Annotated in this window: 12 protein-coding genes and 2 tRNA genes; 4 read left to right on the top strand and 10 right to left on the bottom strand. The window is 39.2% G+C overall.

Translation table 11 applies throughout. The features are described 5' to 3' along the window. Nucleotides 1–80: 80 nt before the first annotated feature. The 3 genes from J5A55_RS04575 to sppA are packed head-to-tail and all read right to left on the bottom strand — an operon-like array spanning nucleotide 81 to nucleotide 3,738. A complete protein-coding gene (locus J5A55_RS04575; protein ID WP_082239109.1) occupies nucleotides 81–890 on the bottom strand; it encodes a purine-nucleoside phosphorylase in 810 nt (269 codons plus the stop codon). Then, nucleotides 775–1,953, bottom strand: coding sequence for a tetraacyldisaccharide 4'-kinase (gene lpxK, locus J5A55_RS04570; RefSeq protein WP_004383334.1), 1,179 nt, complete (start codon nucleotides 1,951–1,953; stop codon nucleotides 775–777). Before lpxK ends, J5A55_RS04575 begins: the two co-directional genes overlap by 116 nt. A gap of 6 nt (nucleotides 1,954–1,959) precedes the next feature. Beyond that, a complete protein-coding gene (gene sppA / locus J5A55_RS04565; protein ID WP_039851341.1) occupies nucleotides 1,960–3,738 on the bottom strand; it encodes a signal peptide peptidase SppA in 1,779 nt (592 codons plus the stop codon). A 403-nt stretch (nucleotides 3,739–4,141) separates the two neighbouring features. Here sppA and J5A55_RS04560 point away from each other — a divergent pair, with 403 nt between their 5' ends. Continuing rightward, on the top strand, nucleotides 4,142–5,560 hold the full coding sequence (locus tag J5A55_RS04560; protein WP_004383330.1) for a threonine/serine exporter family protein: 1,419 nt from the start codon (nucleotides 4,142–4,144) through the stop codon (nucleotides 5,558–5,560). A 112-nt stretch (nucleotides 5,561–5,672) separates the two neighbouring features. Here J5A55_RS04560 and J5A55_RS04555 read toward each other — a convergent pair whose 3' ends face one another. Beyond that, entirely contained in the window at nucleotides 5,673–6,392 is a 720-nt protein-coding gene (locus J5A55_RS04555) for a DNA alkylation repair protein (RefSeq protein ID WP_004383329.1), read from the bottom strand. A gap of 236 nt (nucleotides 6,393–6,628) precedes the next feature. Here J5A55_RS04555 and J5A55_RS04550 point away from each other — a divergent pair, with 236 nt between their 5' ends. Both J5A55_RS04550 and groL read left to right on the top strand, forming a co-directional pair. Beyond that, nucleotides 6,629–6,898 carry a co-chaperone GroES gene (locus tag J5A55_RS04550; protein WP_004383328.1) on the top strand — a complete coding sequence of 90 codons (270 nt, stop codon included), beginning with the start codon at nucleotides 6,629–6,631 and terminating at the stop codon, nucleotides 6,896–6,898. A 185-nt stretch (nucleotides 6,899–7,083) separates the two neighbouring features. Beyond that, nucleotides 7,084–8,709 (top strand): chaperonin GroEL, encoded by a 1,626-nt coding sequence (gene groL / locus J5A55_RS04545; RefSeq protein ID WP_004383327.1) that lies wholly within the window; start codon nucleotides 7,084–7,086, stop codon nucleotides 8,707–8,709. 595 nt (nucleotides 8,710–9,304) lie between these two features. On the opposite strand, the gene J5A55_RS04540 is transcribed toward groL, so the two are convergent. The 6 genes from J5A55_RS04540 to J5A55_RS04515 all read right to left on the bottom strand — a co-directional run bounded on the left by J5A55_RS04540 (nucleotide 9,305) and on the right by J5A55_RS04515 (nucleotide 14,995). Further along, on the bottom strand, nucleotides 9,305–10,501 hold the full coding sequence (locus tag J5A55_RS04540) for a CobW family GTP-binding protein (protein WP_004383326.1): 1,197 nt from the start codon (nucleotides 10,499–10,501) through the stop codon (nucleotides 9,305–9,307). A 196-nt stretch (nucleotides 10,502–10,697) separates the two neighbouring features. Then, nucleotides 10,698–10,779 (bottom strand) — tRNA-Tyr (locus tag J5A55_RS04535). A 6-nt stretch (nucleotides 10,780–10,785) separates the two neighbouring features. Further along, nucleotides 10,786–10,863, bottom strand: a tRNA-Val gene (locus J5A55_RS04530). A 223-nt stretch (nucleotides 10,864–11,086) separates the two neighbouring features. After that, nucleotides 11,087–12,388, bottom strand: coding sequence for an NCS2 family permease (locus tag J5A55_RS04525; protein ID WP_039851409.1), 1,302 nt, complete (start codon nucleotides 12,386–12,388; stop codon nucleotides 11,087–11,089). Between the two features lie 30 nt (nucleotides 12,389–12,418). Continuing rightward, the gene (gene nudC / locus J5A55_RS04520; protein ID WP_004383324.1) at nucleotides 12,419–13,195 is read right to left on the bottom strand and encodes an NAD(+) diphosphatase; all 777 of its coding nucleotides are present in this window, start codon (nucleotides 13,193–13,195) and stop codon (nucleotides 12,419–12,421) included. Nucleotides 13,196–13,246: 51 nt separating this feature from the next. Next, nucleotides 13,247–14,995, bottom strand: a complete 1,749-nt coding sequence (locus J5A55_RS04515) for a bifunctional metallophosphatase/5'-nucleotidase (RefSeq protein ID WP_004383323.1) — start codon at nucleotides 14,993–14,995, stop codon at nucleotides 13,247–13,249. A gap of 185 nt (nucleotides 14,996–15,180) precedes the next feature. Between J5A55_RS04515 and J5A55_RS04510 the strand changes: the two genes are divergently transcribed. After that, nucleotides 15,181–15,693: a hypothetical protein gene (locus J5A55_RS04510; protein WP_004383322.1), complete on the top strand. Its 513-nt coding sequence runs from the start codon at nucleotides 15,181–15,183 to the stop codon at nucleotides 15,691–15,693. Nucleotides 15,694–16,114 lie beyond the last annotated feature (421 nt).

The following is a 16,114-nucleotide window of genomic DNA, read 5'->3' as shown; positions in this document are numbered from 1 at the left end:
TGATAAATGTAGGACGTTCTTTATCTACACCTTATTACATATATGATAAAGAACGTCCGGGCAATTTTATGTATCTATTATTATGAACGCTTAATCATCTCGCGCATAATCTCTGTCATGTGTGGTTGTGCCATATTAGCTGCTTCTTGTACTTCCTCATGACTAACTTCAACGGGAACATCAAAGCCACCTAAGTCTGTAATTACACTAATACCAAAGACCTTAATACCGCTGTGACGTGCAACAATAACCTCTGGCACGGTACTCATACCAACAGCATCAGCCCCCATCTTATGATACATGCGATACTCTGCAGGTGTTTCGAAGGTAGGACCTTGTACACCCATGTAAACACCATGTACTATACGGATGTTCTTTTCTTTAGCTATCTCATCAGCCATTTGTATGAGCTTATGATCGTATGCCTCATGCATATCTGGAAAGCGAGGTCCAGTTGGGAAGTTCTTTCCGCGTAAAGGGTGCTCTGGGAAGAAGTTAATGTGATCAGTGATAATCATTAAGTCACCAATCTTAAACTCTGGATTCATACCGCCTGAAGCATTAGATACAAATAAACGCTCGATTCCTAACTCGTGCATAACACGAATAGGGAATGTTACTTGCTTCATATCGTATCCCTCATAGAAATGGAAACGTCCTTCCATTGCCATGATGTCCTTGTCACCAAGCTTACCAAAAATCAGTTTACCAGCATGCCCTTCTACTGTAGATACAGGGAAGTTGGGTATCTCTTTGTAAGAGAATTCATAGCTATCAGTTACCTCTGAAGCTAATTGTCCTAGGCCGGTGCCCAGAATGATGGCTGTTTTTGGACTTGTTGTCATCCTCTCTCTTAGCCAGGATGCTGTTTCTTGAATTTTTTCGTACATAAGAAATTATTTTTTCATTAAATGTCTCTTCTTTATCAAGCATGAATCTAACCTTGATAGGGAGTGTATATATATTGTCTTTTACTTCCTCGGATAACCCCTCTATATCAATAAGTCTTGCTTTATCTTTCTCTGTTGTTATTATTAATTTGGGTTCTTCCATTTGTGCAAAGGTATCATTAATTTTATTGATGTCCTTCGTTGTGAAAGAATGATGGTCAGGATAAGATAAGATTGTTAGAGCATTATTTCCTGTATATGTATTTAAATCTAATTCCAAGTACTTAGGAGTTGCAATACCTGCAAGCAATAGTATATTCTTACCTCTGATTTCTGTTAAAGGTATATTTTCTCCTTCCTTAAATATAGGCTCTAAATCACAATAATCAAGAGTTGTGAAGTAGAGTTGCTGGAAAGGGTAGAGTTCCATAGCTTTACTGAGCACTCGATAATCTATTGGATTAAGACTCTTGGGGCATTTTGTAATGATAACGATGTCTGCCCGATGTTTCCCAGATAATGGCTCACGAAGTCTACCTGCTGGTAGTAATTTGTCATAGATAATGAGACGATGATAATCCACTAGAAGAATGTTGATACCAGGTTTTACATATCGGTGTTGGAAAGCATCATCCAGTAGAATAACATCCGTATCATTGGTTTCAGGGTCAGAGGTTATGTTATCAATACCTTCACATCTTTTCTTATCTACAGCTACATGGATATTAGGGAACTTTGTTTTCATTTGATATGGTTCATCCCCAATCTCTCTCATTGGTGTGTCAGCATTGGCTAACACGTATCCGTGACTCTTACGTTTATATCCACGTGAGAGAATAGCTACTTTTACTTTATCTTGAAGTAGTCGGATAAGATACTCAACATGAGGCGTCTTACCAGATCCTCCAACTGTAATATTACCAACAGATATAACTGGTATATCGAAGCTCCTTGTCTTGAGTATATTTAAATCAAATAACTCGTTACGTATGCCCACAATAAGCCCATACAGCCAACTGAAAGGCAATAGCCATTTGTTTATTTTAATGTGGTCACCTTCCATAGACTATTAGTGGATGTTAGGATAATAAGGTAAACGAGCTTGAATAGCACTCTGGTGATTGAGCGTCTTCAATAGTGTGAATGGCTCATAAAGATCTCCTAAGTTTGAACGTAATTGTTCATCAAGATAATTGTTAGGTGTTGATTCCTGTATTATCTGTTCAAACATACTCTTTTGTGCAGGATAAGAGGTTATACTATGGTTCGATAACTTAGCTAATTGAGCCGCCTTCGTAATGGCTACATCTAATCCTCCTAGTTGGTCAACAAGACCAATCTTCATTGCATCTTGCCCTGAATAAACATGACCTTGCGCAATCTTTTCTATTTGATTATCAGTCTTCTTACGACCTTCTGCTACACGATGGCGGAAGAGCTTATAACCACGGTTGATATACTGGTTTAAGTATGCCATTTCTTCTTCAGAGAAAGGACGAGACTGAGTTCCGAAGCCTGAGAACTTATTGGTTTTTACTTCATCAAACTTAATACCAAGTTTCTCTGTTAATAAGCCACTAAAGTCGGGGAACATTCCGAAGATTCCTATAGAACCTGTAAGTGTTGTTGGTTCTGCCACTATCCAATTGGATGGAGCTGAGATATAGTATGCACCTGATGCCGCCATTCCTCCCATACTTACAACGACTGGCTTTAGTTTTTTTAATTCCATTATTTGATGCCAAATCTGTTCTGATGCATAAGCTGACCCACCACCTGAGTTGACACGAAGAACTACTGCCTTTACGTCTTTATCGTTAGTAAGTTTTTCTAAATCCTTACATACAACTTGTGCATCAATCGTATGACCTTGTGCAAATAGACCTCCTGCAGCACCATCAACAATGTCTCCGTATGCGTAATAAACGGCTATTTGATTATCACTATTATCATTCCCCTCATCCTCTACACCTTGCATATCGTCAATTGAGACTTGGTTAATGTCATCGTCCTTATCAAGACCTAGCTGTTTCTTTACAACAGCCTTTACTTGGTCAGTATAAAGCAAACCATCAACAAGTTTATATTTGAGATAATCTGTAGGTGCTGCAAATGTAATCATACTATCTGCATAAGCATTAAGAGAAGATACGGATATATTACGAGTAGCACTCACATCCTTTGTTATATTCCCCCATATACTATTCAAGTAAGCAGAAGTTTGCTCACGATTGGCATCACTCATCTTATCGCCCGTAAACATTTCAGTCGCACTCTTATAAGTTCCAACCTTCATCACTTGCATCTTTACTCCGAATTTCTTTAATAAATCCTTTACGAATACAGGCTGAGACGATAAACCGTGCCAATCAATCTGACCTTGTGGATTCAAATATACTTTATTAGCAGAAGAAGACAGGTAATATGTTCCTTGTGTGTAGATATCAGCATAAGTGATAATCCATTTGCCAGACTTTTTGAAGTCTACCAATGCATTCCGTACAGCTTGTAAAGAAGCATAGGAATCTGCAGTGAAAGCGCCAGCCTCTATGTAAATTCCCTTAATGTTCTTATTATTCTTTGCCTTATCAATCGCTGATAGGAGGTTGTCTAATCCGATAGTTCCTATCTTTCCTTGCAGCTGACTGATTATGTTATTATCTTCACTTCTCTCTGTGAGTTGACCTGACAGATTTAAAACAAGGACAGAGTTATCTTTTATTTCGTTTGTCGTTTGCGTTGAGGCTATCATACCAATAATCGTGATAAAAGCAAAACACCCCATAATAATACTGAAAAGGAGTGTTCCTACAAACGAAGCAAATACGTACTTGAAAAATTGTTTCATAAAGGTATCTAATTGTGGTTTACCATTTGCAAAGATATATATAATAGATGTAACAGCCAAATAATTCAAGATTTCTTAATAACATTGTAGTCAAGAAGAAACGTGTTATTTTCTTAATTTAAGTTCCTCTATAGTCTTAACTCTGTACCTTCTTTCTGAAAAGGGTTAACCTTTCTGTCGAAAAGGGTTGACCTTTTTGGTGAAAAAGGTTAACCTTTTGAGCAGAAAACGTCAACCTTTTCTGGGAAAAAGGTCAACCTTTTGAGAGAAGAGCCTTATCGTACGATAAAACAAGGGTAAGAAAAGTTAGGTTGATGTCCGATTTATAGCATGGTAATTTCCCTATATGGATTATAAATCGTAACTTTGTAGCCGTTTTTTAAAAGCTAAAAGATTGTTTTTTATGGACGAAAATCAGATGGTATCTTCCAAAACGATCCTTCGTAGAAAGTTGGATCTACTCCTAAGGACAGGGCAAATATTAATGGAGAGTTCTGCAGATACAAGTCGTGTAAAGCGCAATATGGAGCGTACGGCGGCTTATTTGGGGCTTCCTAAGGAGAATCTACACATGGACATCGGTTATTACATTCTTCAGGTGAATGTTAGCGATGAAACCCATAGTTTCTCAAAGATGCAACGTTGTGACAAACACGTCATTAATATGCTTGCCATTCAGGAAGTTTCAAAACTCTCATGGCGAGCAATCCAGGAGGATTACACACTTGATAAATATCAGGAGGAATTAGACAAGATAGCCAATGGTAGACATTATTATACTGATTGGATGATTGCTATCGGAGCAGGTTTTGCTTGTGGTGGTTTCTGTATTCAGTTCGGTTGTGATTGGACGGCATTCTTCTATGCCTCTATTGCTGCTATATTGGGTAATAGATTACGAATGTTCCTCAATCATTCTGGTTCTAACCTTTATGCGAACTTCGCTTTAGCTGCTTTTGTTAGTACACTTATCGCTTGGCTATCATCTTATTTATCTACTCCTGGTGTACAATCTGTTTTACCAGAATTTCTCCGTCCAATACTCTATTCGTCCACTCCTTGGCATCCGCTCTTGGCTTGTGCATTGTATATCGTACCAGGAGTACCGCTGATCAATGCTGTTAATGATTTATTAGATAATCATATCAACACAGGTTTGGTGCGAGCAATGAATACACTTCTCATAGTAGTTGCTATGGCATTTGGTATTGCAATGGCAATCAAATGCGGAAGTATAGACAATTTTGTGAAAGACTTATCTATGACACCACATCATAGTTTCGTAGAGTATGCTATAGCTGCGGCTATTTCTGCTATGGGATTTGCCACTATCTACAATATTCCTTATCGCTTAATGCCTTGGATAGCCATTGGCGGTATTATTTGTGTATGTTCTCGTAACTTTATCAATCTTGGTCCAGCGACAGGTAATATAGGATTAGGCATGGGCTTAATCGTTGGTTCGCTTTGTGGTTCTGCGCTTATTTCTATTATCAATATAAAGGCTGTACACATATTGCATACACCACATCAATGTATTACGATACCAGCAGTAATCCCAATTGTACCAGGTGTATTGATGTATCGTGCCCTTTATGGTTTCTTGGAGATGCAAGGCGTAGTAGGCGAGGTAACCTTTGCTGTGTTTAATGCAATCAATGGTTCGTTAGTTCTATTCTGTATTGCTTTAGGTGTTGCTATTCCAAATATCTTTGCACGTAAATGGATAACTCCACATCGCAAAGCTAAGTTAGCTCGTATGATAGAAGAACGCCGCCAGCGTGGTAAGTTCGTAGACTTGCATAACTTTGTGGTGGAATAAGTCCTAACCAGTATATAACAAATTTGTATAAGGTTTGCTTCAGGAAGAAGTAAACCTTATTTCTTATAGAGGATTCAGAAAAGTTTTTTGAAACATTTCCGTCTATGGGAACTTACACTCGCTTCATAAGTATAGCACGTTCTTTCGGACTAAATTTCTCGATGGCATAACGTAACATGGTGCGTGGCATATCCGCGCGACGTTCTATGACATACGCATAGAGTCGCTCGGGATTCCGTTTGCCAGCTTCACGAAGCATCCAGCCAATCGCCTTGTGCATGAGGTTGTGTGGATGGTGCATCATTAGGTCGCTTAATGCGTATGTGTCCTCCAGTTGACCCTTGCGGATAAAGGCATAGGTGGAAACGATGGCGATTCGGTTGTCCCATAGAAGTTGGCTTTGTGCTAATTGATAGAGGCGTTCGCGCGATTTGTCAAGTAGGTATTCGCCAACGATAAAACGGCAGGAGAGGTCGACTAAGTCCCAATTATTAATTCTTTCGGTCATGGTGAGGTAGAGGTCAAAGAGCTGTTTGCGAAGTGTTTCGTCCTTTTTCTTGCTTTTCTCTACCATGACTAGCAGTGCGCAGAGTCTTGCCTCATGCCATTTTGACAGCATTAGTTCTCGTATTACATCCAAGGATATATCTTTATGTTGTTTGGCAACAGTGCGGATGTTGGGAACTGTGACACCTAAAAAGAGATCGCCCTCGCCGTATTCCCCTTTTCCTGTTTTGAAGAAGCGTGGGAATACTTCTCTCTTTTCAGCATTTGATAACGCTTGGAGTTTGTCAATAATCATTTTCACTGTTGGGCTTATGCTTTCTGTCATACTTGTAGAAATTTGTTTTTGTTGCAAAGATACTACATTTATGTTATGGCTCAATGGAAATTGATGAGGGGTCTCCTATAAATTCTTAATGTCGTATGTGTATGCTGACAGGATGTCAGATATTGTTTTGTATGTTTATATGTATGTTTCTTTGGCATGGTTTTCGTATAAAGCAAAGCGGAACTACTAGTTTAGTAGATAAACAAAAGATTAAAATCTAAAAATATAAAGTGATTATGACAATTAAACCTTTATCAGACAGAGTATTGATTCTTCCTGCACAAGCAGAGGAGAAAGTTGGTGGTATTATTATCCCTGATACAGCTAAAGAGAAACCACAGCGTGGTAAGGTCGTAGCAGTTGGTAATGGCACAAAGGACGAGGAGATGACTCTCAAAGTTGGTGATGAGGTTCTCTATGGAAAGTACGCTGGTACGGAATTAGAGAATGAAGGTGAGAAGTATCTGATGATGCGTCAGAGCGATGTTCTCGCTGTAGTAGAATAAAAAGCCTCTTCCAATCCCAACGAAGGGAGGGATGCCTCCCCCTAACCCCTCCGAAAGGAGGGGAGAGCAGGAATGGAAAGATAGCTTTGAATATCTATTCTAAAGTTCAAAAATCAAACGTTAAAGTTCAAAGTTTAGATATCAAAGCTCAAATATTAGAGTTCAAATTTTAAAGTAAAAGTAAAATGGCAAAAGAGATAAAATTCAATACAGATGCACGTGAACTCTTGAAGAGTGGTGTTGATCAGTTAGCAAATGCAGTAAAGGTAACGCTAGGTCCTAAAGGTCGTAATGTTGTTATCGGTAAGAAGTTCGGTGCTCCACAGATAACAAAGGACGGTGTAACCGTTGCTAAGGAGGTGGAACTTGAAGACAACTTCGAGAATGCTGGTGCACAATTAGTAAAGAGTGTAGCTAGTAAGACTGGTGATGATGCTGGTGATGGTACCACAACAGCCACAATCCTAACACAGGCTATCGTAACAGAAGGCTTGAAGAATGTTGCGGCTGGTGCTAATCCTATGGATCTCAAGCGTGGTATTGACAAGGCTGTAGCAAAGGTTGTTGAGCATATCAAGGAATCAGCTGAGGTTGTTGGCGATAACTATGACAAGATTGAGCAGGTTGCAACTGTTAGTGCTAATAATGATCCTGAGATTGGCAAGCTGTTGGCTGATGCAATGCGTAAGGTATCTAAGGATGGAGTTATCACGATTGAGGAGAGCAAGACCCGTGAGACAAGCATTGGCGTAGTAGAGGGTATGCAATTTGATCGTGGTTATTTATCAGGTTACTTCGTTACCGACACTGATAAGATGGAGTGTGTAATGGAGAATCCATACATCCTTCTCTATGACAAGAAGATTTCAAATGTGAAAGATTTCTTGCCAATTCTCCAGCCAGCTGCTGAGAGTGGTCGTCCATTGTTGGTTATTGCAGAGGATGTTGATTCTGAAGCATTGACAACATTGGTTGTAAATCGCCTACGTGCAGGCTTGAAGATTTGTGCAGTGAAGGCTCCTGGCTTCGGCGATCGTCGTAAGGCAATGTTAGAAGATATAGCTACATTGACTGGTGGCGTTGTTATTAGCGAGGAGAAGGGTCTATCATTGGATAAGGCTACACTCGAGATGTTGGGTACAGCTAAGAAGGTTAATGTATCAAAGGACAATACAACCATTGTTGATGGTGCTGGCGATAAGGACGCAATCAAGGAGCGTGTGGCACAAATCAAGAATGAGATTGCTGCTTCAACAAGCTCTTATGACAAGGAGAAGTTGCAGGAACGTCTGGCAAAGATGGCTGGTGGCGTAGCTGTTCTCTATGTTGGTGCTAATTCCGAGGTAGAGATGAAGGAGAAGAAGGATCGCGTTGACGATGCTCTTTGTGCTACTCGTGCCGCAATGGAAGAGGGCGTTGTTGTTGGTGGTGGTACCACTTACATCCGAGCTCAAGAGGCATTGAAGGATCTCAAGGGCGAGAATCAGGACGAGCAGACTGGTATTAACATTGTTTGCCGTGCTATTGAGGAGCCTTTACGTCAGATCATTGCGAATGCAGGTGGCGAAGGTGCTGTTGTAGTTGACAATGTTCGTCAAGGCAAAGGTGACTATGGTTACAATGCTCGCAAGGATGTTTACGAGGATTTACGTGCTGCAGGTGTCATCGATCCTGCTAAGGTTTCTCGTGTAGCATTGGAGAATGCAGCTTCAATCGCAGGAATGTTCTTGACAACCGAATGCCTCATTGTTGACAAGGCTGAGGAAACTCCTGCAATGCCAGCAGCTCCGGGCATGGGTGGAATGATGTAATTTTTAGACATATTATCAGGGAAGGGAAGATGCCTTTATGGTATCTTCCCTTTTTTAAATGCGTTATAAACAGGCACATTCATCCCTGTTTTGTTATTGAACTTTTGGGATGAATATTTGTAATTGATATGAGTTGTTTTGTAATAGAATATTGTTATTTTAGGGGGTTGTTTTTGCGTTTTTTGGAAGAGACTGTACCTTTGGCTCAAATACTCAAATTATGGAGTATATTAGTTAAGGTTCATAACTATTTGATATATAGTGATTTGGAAATTATGTAGTGTTTTGTCAATTGAATTTATGATACTTTTTTCGTAAAAATGGCTATCTTTTCGGTAAAAAACACCTATCTTTCCACTCAAAAAGTACTATCGTTTTAGTGAAAAAGTACTATCGTTTCACTCAAAAAGTACTATCGTGTTATCCAAAACCTCTATTTACTTCTTATTTTTCGTAATTTCTTTCCATTTCTACCGCTAGAATTAGATTTTCTTTTGTAAAGGATTATTCGATTAAAACAGTATGAGAAAGCATACAAAAAGAGGATATGTCTCGATTGACATATCCTTTTGTTTTAGGTATCTGTATGCTTGTTTTAGAAATCAGTTAGGCATTGATCAAGTGCTTTTGTAATTGCGTCTTTGTCTAAATCCTGACCAATAAATACAAGTTTCTGCATACGATCTCCGTAAGGTTCTTCCCAATCTTTGTTTATTTTAGGGTTCTTTTCAAGGAAACTCCTTAATTCAAATGCAGGCATTGTAGCATACCATTGTCCAGCATTACGTAAGCTAACTTGTTTTCCTGCTTGTTCGAATACGTAACATATATCTTTTTCATTCTTGAAATAGCATAATCCTTTACAACGAATGATCTGTGCTGGCCACTTGCGTGCTACGAAATCATCGAAAAAGTTAATATCAAAAGGCTTGCGCGCATAGTACACGAATGTCTGAATGTTATATTCTAATGCCTCACCACTCTCTTCGTTTTCTAGTCCATGATGGTGGTGATGATGGTGATGTCCATGATGCTCTTCTTCTTCCTCATGCTCGTCATGATGTCCCTCAATCTCAGCAATCCAAGCGGCTGATGTTGCTACTTCATCAAAGTTGAATGCTTTTGTATTAATGATCTTATTAAGGTCAACATCTCCATAGTTACATTCAATAATTTCTGCCTTTGGTTGGAGCGAACGAATAATGCTTTTTACCAATCCTAACTCTTCTGCATTAACATCATCCACTTTATTAAGTAAGATAATGCTACAGAATTCAATCTGTTGAATCAGTAGGTTTTCAATGTCATCTTCTTTGAGATCTTTCTTTAACAAGTCATTGCCGGCTGAAAACTCATCACACATACGACGCGCATCAACTACGGTTACAATAGAATCGAGTACAGCCTTTCCGTTCTTTGCTAAGTCGGGATACATTTGTGGATATGCGCAAATGGTTTGTGCGATAGGAGCTGGTTCACAAATACCGCTAGCTTCAATGACAATGTAGTCAAACTTCTTTTGTGATACAATATCGTTTAACTGCTTTATCAGATCCATTTTCAGTGTACAGCAGATACAACCATTCTGAAGAGCTACGAGAGAATCATCGTTTTGATCTACTACACCGCCTGCTTCGATAAGGTTCGCATCGATATTCACCTCACCTATATCATTAACAATAACTGCAAATTTAATACCTTTCTCATTGGCAAGGATTCTGTTTACCAATGTCGTTTTACCGCTTCCTAGGTAACCGGTAAGCAATAGAACTGGTGTTTCTTTTATCTTCATATTATAAAATATATGTTTTATGATGTTCTGTACTTACAAAGTTACTAAAAATATTCATAACGAAGAAGAACGACCCTTTTAATTAGGATAATGAAAGTTAGTTATACGTTAAATGATAACTAGGATGAAAGTTAGTTATACGTTAGATGGTATATAAAACAAAAGACTTGCAATCGATTGGATTGCAAGTCTTCTGTGGGTAGTGATGGATTCGAACCACCGAAGCTAGAAGCAGCAGATTTACAGTCTGCCCCATTTGACCACTCTGGAAACTACCCTTTGATTGGTGGGCGTTGACGGATTCGAACCGCCGACCCTCTGCTTGTAAGGCAGATGCTCTAAACCAACTGAGCTAAACGCCCTTACTTATTGTAAGCGGTTGCAAAAGTAATGATTTAATTTGAACTCTGCAAACTTTCTTCATCCTTTTTTACTAATTAGTTCTGAAAAACGGGATTCTAGTTGTTGTGTTGGGCATAAATCTAGTGTGAGGACGATTCAAGGCTAATTGTTTGTATAAAGTTCGCCCTGTAAGTAGTCCGTAGGAACCGATACTTACAGGGCGAAGCAATTTTATGAATATCTTTAACTGATGATAAAGTTCAAGACAAAGAGAACAGCCAATATACAGAGTGTCAAGTTAAGATCTTTCCATTTCGCTGTACATACTTTCATAAACACAAATGACAAAATACCTAGACAGATACCATCAGCAATAGAGTAGCAGAGCACCATGGTTATCATTGTGATGAAGGCAGGGAATGACTCTGTAATATCATTCAAGTTAATCTTCTTTACAGAATCAATCATCAATACACCTACCATAACCAAGGCTCCACTTGTTGCAGCACTTGGAATAAGCATGAAGATAGGGGAGAGGAAGAGTGATACAAGGAACAGAATACCTACAAAGAATGCAGTTACACCTGAACGACCACCTTCGGCAATGCCGCTTGCACTTTCAACGTAAGTTGTAAGTGTTGAGCTACCTAACATTGCACCGCAGGTAGTTCCTATGGCATCACTCATCATAGCTTCTTTTACGCGTGGGATATTACCATTTGGTTCCACAATACCCGTCTTATCTGCTAAGCCCATAAGAGTACCAATCGTATCAAAGATATTTACCAATAACAATGAAAAGACAACCAATACCGTCTTGAGGTTCAAAAGACCACTAAAGTCGAACTTACAGAATATCGGACTAATATCTTGTGGTGCAGAGAAAGGCATCCAACTACTAGGAATAACTGTTACTCCTAAAGGAATACCGATGACTGTTGTAATAATAATACTCCAGAATAGCGAACCTTTGACATTCTTAGCCATTAACATGCCACTCAATAAGATGGCAATTATACCAAGAATACAACTAGGAGTGAAGGCACCAAGACCAACAAAGGTGGCATCTCTCGCAACGATAATCTCTGCATTCTTGAGTCCTATAAAGGCAATGAACATACCGATACCTGCTGATATTGCGTATCGTAAATTGTTCGGTATAGAATCGAGAATCATCTCACGTACATTAAAGAAAGTAATGAGGATGAAGACAATTCCCTCAATAAGCATAATGGCTAGAGAGTGTTGCCAGGAATAACCCATAGTTTGGCAAAGCGTGTAAGCAAAGAAAGCATTAAGACCCATGGAAGGAGCTTGTGCAAATGGTAGTTTAGCCATGAAAGCCAATAACAAGGTAGCAATAGCAACTGCTAAGACTGTACCAGTGAACAATGCGCCTTTATCCATTCCTGTGGAGGTAAGGATAGCAGGATTGACGGCTAAGATATAGCTCATCGTTAAGAAGGTTGTAGCTCCAGCAATAAGTTCAGTACGGAGCTTCATTGACTTGGGGTTAAAGCCAAGGGCTTTTTCTAAGAAAGTCATCATTGTTTTAAGGTTTAAATACTCTTTCGTTTATATTGAAGTTTGATTTATCCAATCATCAAGAATCATGCGTGCGATTGACAAACGTTCAGGAATATTGGGCAGATTCTCTTTTGTGAACCATGCCCCTTTTGATATTTCGCTTTGCTGTAACTGTAAATCGCCTCCATCATAATCTGCATTGAAGCCCACCATTAGCCCACAAGGATAAGGCCAGGGTTGGGAACCGAAGTATCGTAGGTTCTTTATCTTGATACCTGTTTCTTCAGCTACTTCACGATGCACTGCTTCCTCTAGTGTTTCTCCTGTTTCAACGAAACCTGCTACTAATCCAAAGAAGTCGGATTTGAAATTGCGTGCATGAACTAACAACACCTCATCACCTTTATGAACAAGGACGATAATAGCTGTCGCTAATTGTGGCCATACTTCTTTCGCACAATTCGTGCAACGTTTCGATATGTCTGTGTGCATTTTCATGGGTGCTCCACACACACCGCAGAATTTTGTGTTCTGATCCCAGTAAAGTAGTTCATGACATTTGCCAGCCTTCAAGTACAATTCAGTTGAAAGAAGATAAAAGGAAGGTCTAAGTCCGCACATCTCGTAATTGGGATTATCAGTTACAGGACTATCAATCATGAAAGCCTTTACCTCTGTACCATCCTCCGTTGGACCAATATTCATCACGTGTGTCCAAGGACGTAAAGCGATGGGTGGTTCTTCTGAAAGTGGAATCGTATAGTTATTACCAACCTTCTCTAACAGAAGGTCGGTCTTACAAAAGATAAACCAGTAATATTTCATCTTTATGATAGTTATAATCAGATGTTTATGAAGTTTATGCTTCCTTCTAACTTATTCTCCAAACAAGAGCTTACGGTCACGTGCAGCTGCTGGGACAGTCCACTCTTCTGGTATGAACTTCCAATTTTGATGTGCTTGCGGATTCATAGTACCAGCCTTTTTAATCTCCTCCATGAGGTAATGGCGTTGATCTTTCGGGCTCTCCCAGATAATCCTACTTTGAAGTGAATCATGTGGTATTCCTGCTCCCTTTGTGAGTAGTTCTCCACCGCCATTTGCACGATAACTATTAACAGCCACGGTGTACCATTTATGCTCATCGAAGGGTTGCCCGTTACTCATACGTAAGATATGTACTTTCTCGCCATTAGGCTTAGTAACATCAACCGTATAATCGATACCAGCGGCTGAATCGAAGTTAAACGAGAAGTTCTTGAAGCCTAAACGTTGTGCATCATTCTGCGTGTTAGAGAGTAACAACAGATGATCATCAGGACTCTTCATCGTGTTCACCCATAAGTCGTAACTCATCTCAAGGTGCTTGCGAATCTCTTCGCCAGTCATCTTTATCACACAGAGCTGGTTTTCGTATTTATAAAGGTTGAACATATCGCCTACTGTTACAGGACCAGCCTTGATAACAGAGTTAAATTGTAGAGGAGCATTAAAGGCAATATCAGCCTTTGTAATCTTTAGTTCCAGGTCGAGGATTAGATCGTTGAAAGCAGAATTACCGAAGAAGCAGTCCTTCGTGTAGATTGTATTTTCAAAATTACCAATCACCTGTTCACTCCATTGTTTTACAGCATCTATCTCTGGTTGGAAATGCTTAATGAAAGCCTCATCGGCTTTCAAGTCCCTCACATCCACGAGTTCCCCTTTCGCCTTCGTCAATGTGTATTGTTTCTTATCTTTGACGTTCTTAGGAGTCAATGTTAGTGTCGCCATTGCTACGCGTTGCGCATTGTTAGCAGGGTCAAGGCAGATGACCTCCTTGCCTATGATGTTTCGTTCGGTTGAATTATGAGGCGTGTGATCGTGTCCGAAGAAGACAACATCAAAGCCAGGGACTTCCTGCGCCACCTTTTGAGATGCATCCTCATCATATTGGGGCGTCTTGATACCTCCATTCCAACCAGAATGGAACAAACCAACTATAACATCAGGATTCTCTTTCTTTTTCACCTCCTCCATGGTACGTTTAGCGCATGAAACCATCTCATCGAAACGAAGTCCACTCCATATTGTTTCCTTTAACCAGTTGGGTATTGCAGGTGTCAGCATACCGATAACACATACTTTCAGTCCGTTCTTCTTTTTGATGACTGTATAAGGAAGTATGTAAGGTTTGTTAGTTTTAGTATTGATGATATTTGCACCAAGAATAGGGAAGCGCAGTTCTTTAAACCACTTGTCATAGACACTATGCCCTGTCTCAATATCATGGTTACCTACAGTGGCGGCATCATATCCCATATAGTTGAGCACACTTGCCGCAATATTCGTTCTCTCAGGAGCTACGTAGTTGTAATAATAAGAGATAGGTTGCCCTTGCAAGATATCTCCGTTATCCAATAGATAAACATTTTCTTTACCCTCCTTCTTACGTAAGTCTTCAACGAAAGTATTTACTCTTGCCATGGAACCGCTCTTTGGCTTACGTGTAATAAAGTCGTAAGGAAAGAACGAGCCGTGTACATCAGATGTTTCAACGAGTTTAATTGTAATGTCTCCCTTTTGTGCCATAGCGGTAGAACTGAGTCCTAACATAATGGTAAGTGCGATTGTTGTTAGTTTCATACTCTTTGTTTTATATTCACTTGCAAAAGTAATAAATTAAACGAGAATAAGCAACCTTGCTCTATCTTGATTTTACTATTATATACTTCTGCTAAATGTGATGTTTTACGGCTTTAAGAATAATATAATAAGAAGAAGTACGTTTGTATTAGCGTATTGTTTTAGTTTATTATGAGTACAGGCGTATGTATAGAAAGAAGATAATTAAATGGTTGCGCTATCTATTGTGTATCGAACTTCTATGGTTGATTGTTGTTTGGTTATCGCCATGGTCATTCTATCCTGTTATTACAAAGTTTGCTCAGTTTACGTTTCCCTGGTTAGTTCTTTTCTTTCTTATTCGTTTTGTTAGGTGTCGGTGGGAGCAGAATCATGATGTACTTATAGGTTGTTTGCATAGTTTGTTATGGGTAATGGTGCCTGTTCTATTTGTTATACAAATCTTCTTCTCATGGCTTCTGATGTCAGATAGCGAAACTACTCATGTAACGTATGAAGACGATAAGTATAGAGTCACAGAACTTTATGGCTTCTTCACAACTAATTCTGATAATGTGAGAATAGAGGAACATTGGGGACCTTTCTATCGTGAGGTGTATTATGGTGATCTTTATTCTGCACATACAAATACGTTGAAAAGTAAGGCTGCAATACGCCGATTCTTAGAGAGGTGGAACAAGGATAACAGCTCTCAATAAGCAAAATTATATTGATCAGCAACTTTTGCGTATATACTTCTACGCTCGTTTATACTGTTTCTGCATTATTTTCCTACTATTCGCGTATTGTTTTGATACGTATCGCGCATTTACGGAATACGTATCTTTTTGTATTATCTAAGTCTGATAATTAATTATCACGCTTAGATAAATAATTATCAAACTTAGATAATTAATTATCAGACTTAGATAATATAATTTGATACGTGCAAAAATAATACGGAGTACTGGAAGAAATAAAAGAATAAGCAGGAAAAATAATACGCAATACGTATGTATTTCTTCTTTTCTGCTTATTCTTTATGAAAGGTTGCGGATGTTTTATTTTTTAGATTAGATCTATGGTATCTCCGAATAGGGTAGAAGTCTCGTTTATATGGGGAGAGAAAAGGCGGGCAAA

The sequence above is a fragment of the Prevotella veroralis genome, from assembly GCF_018127765.1.
Lineage (GTDB): Bacteria > Bacteroidota > Bacteroidia > Bacteroidales > Bacteroidaceae > Prevotella > Prevotella veroralis.
This window is presented reverse-complemented; position numbering and strand designations above follow the sequence as displayed.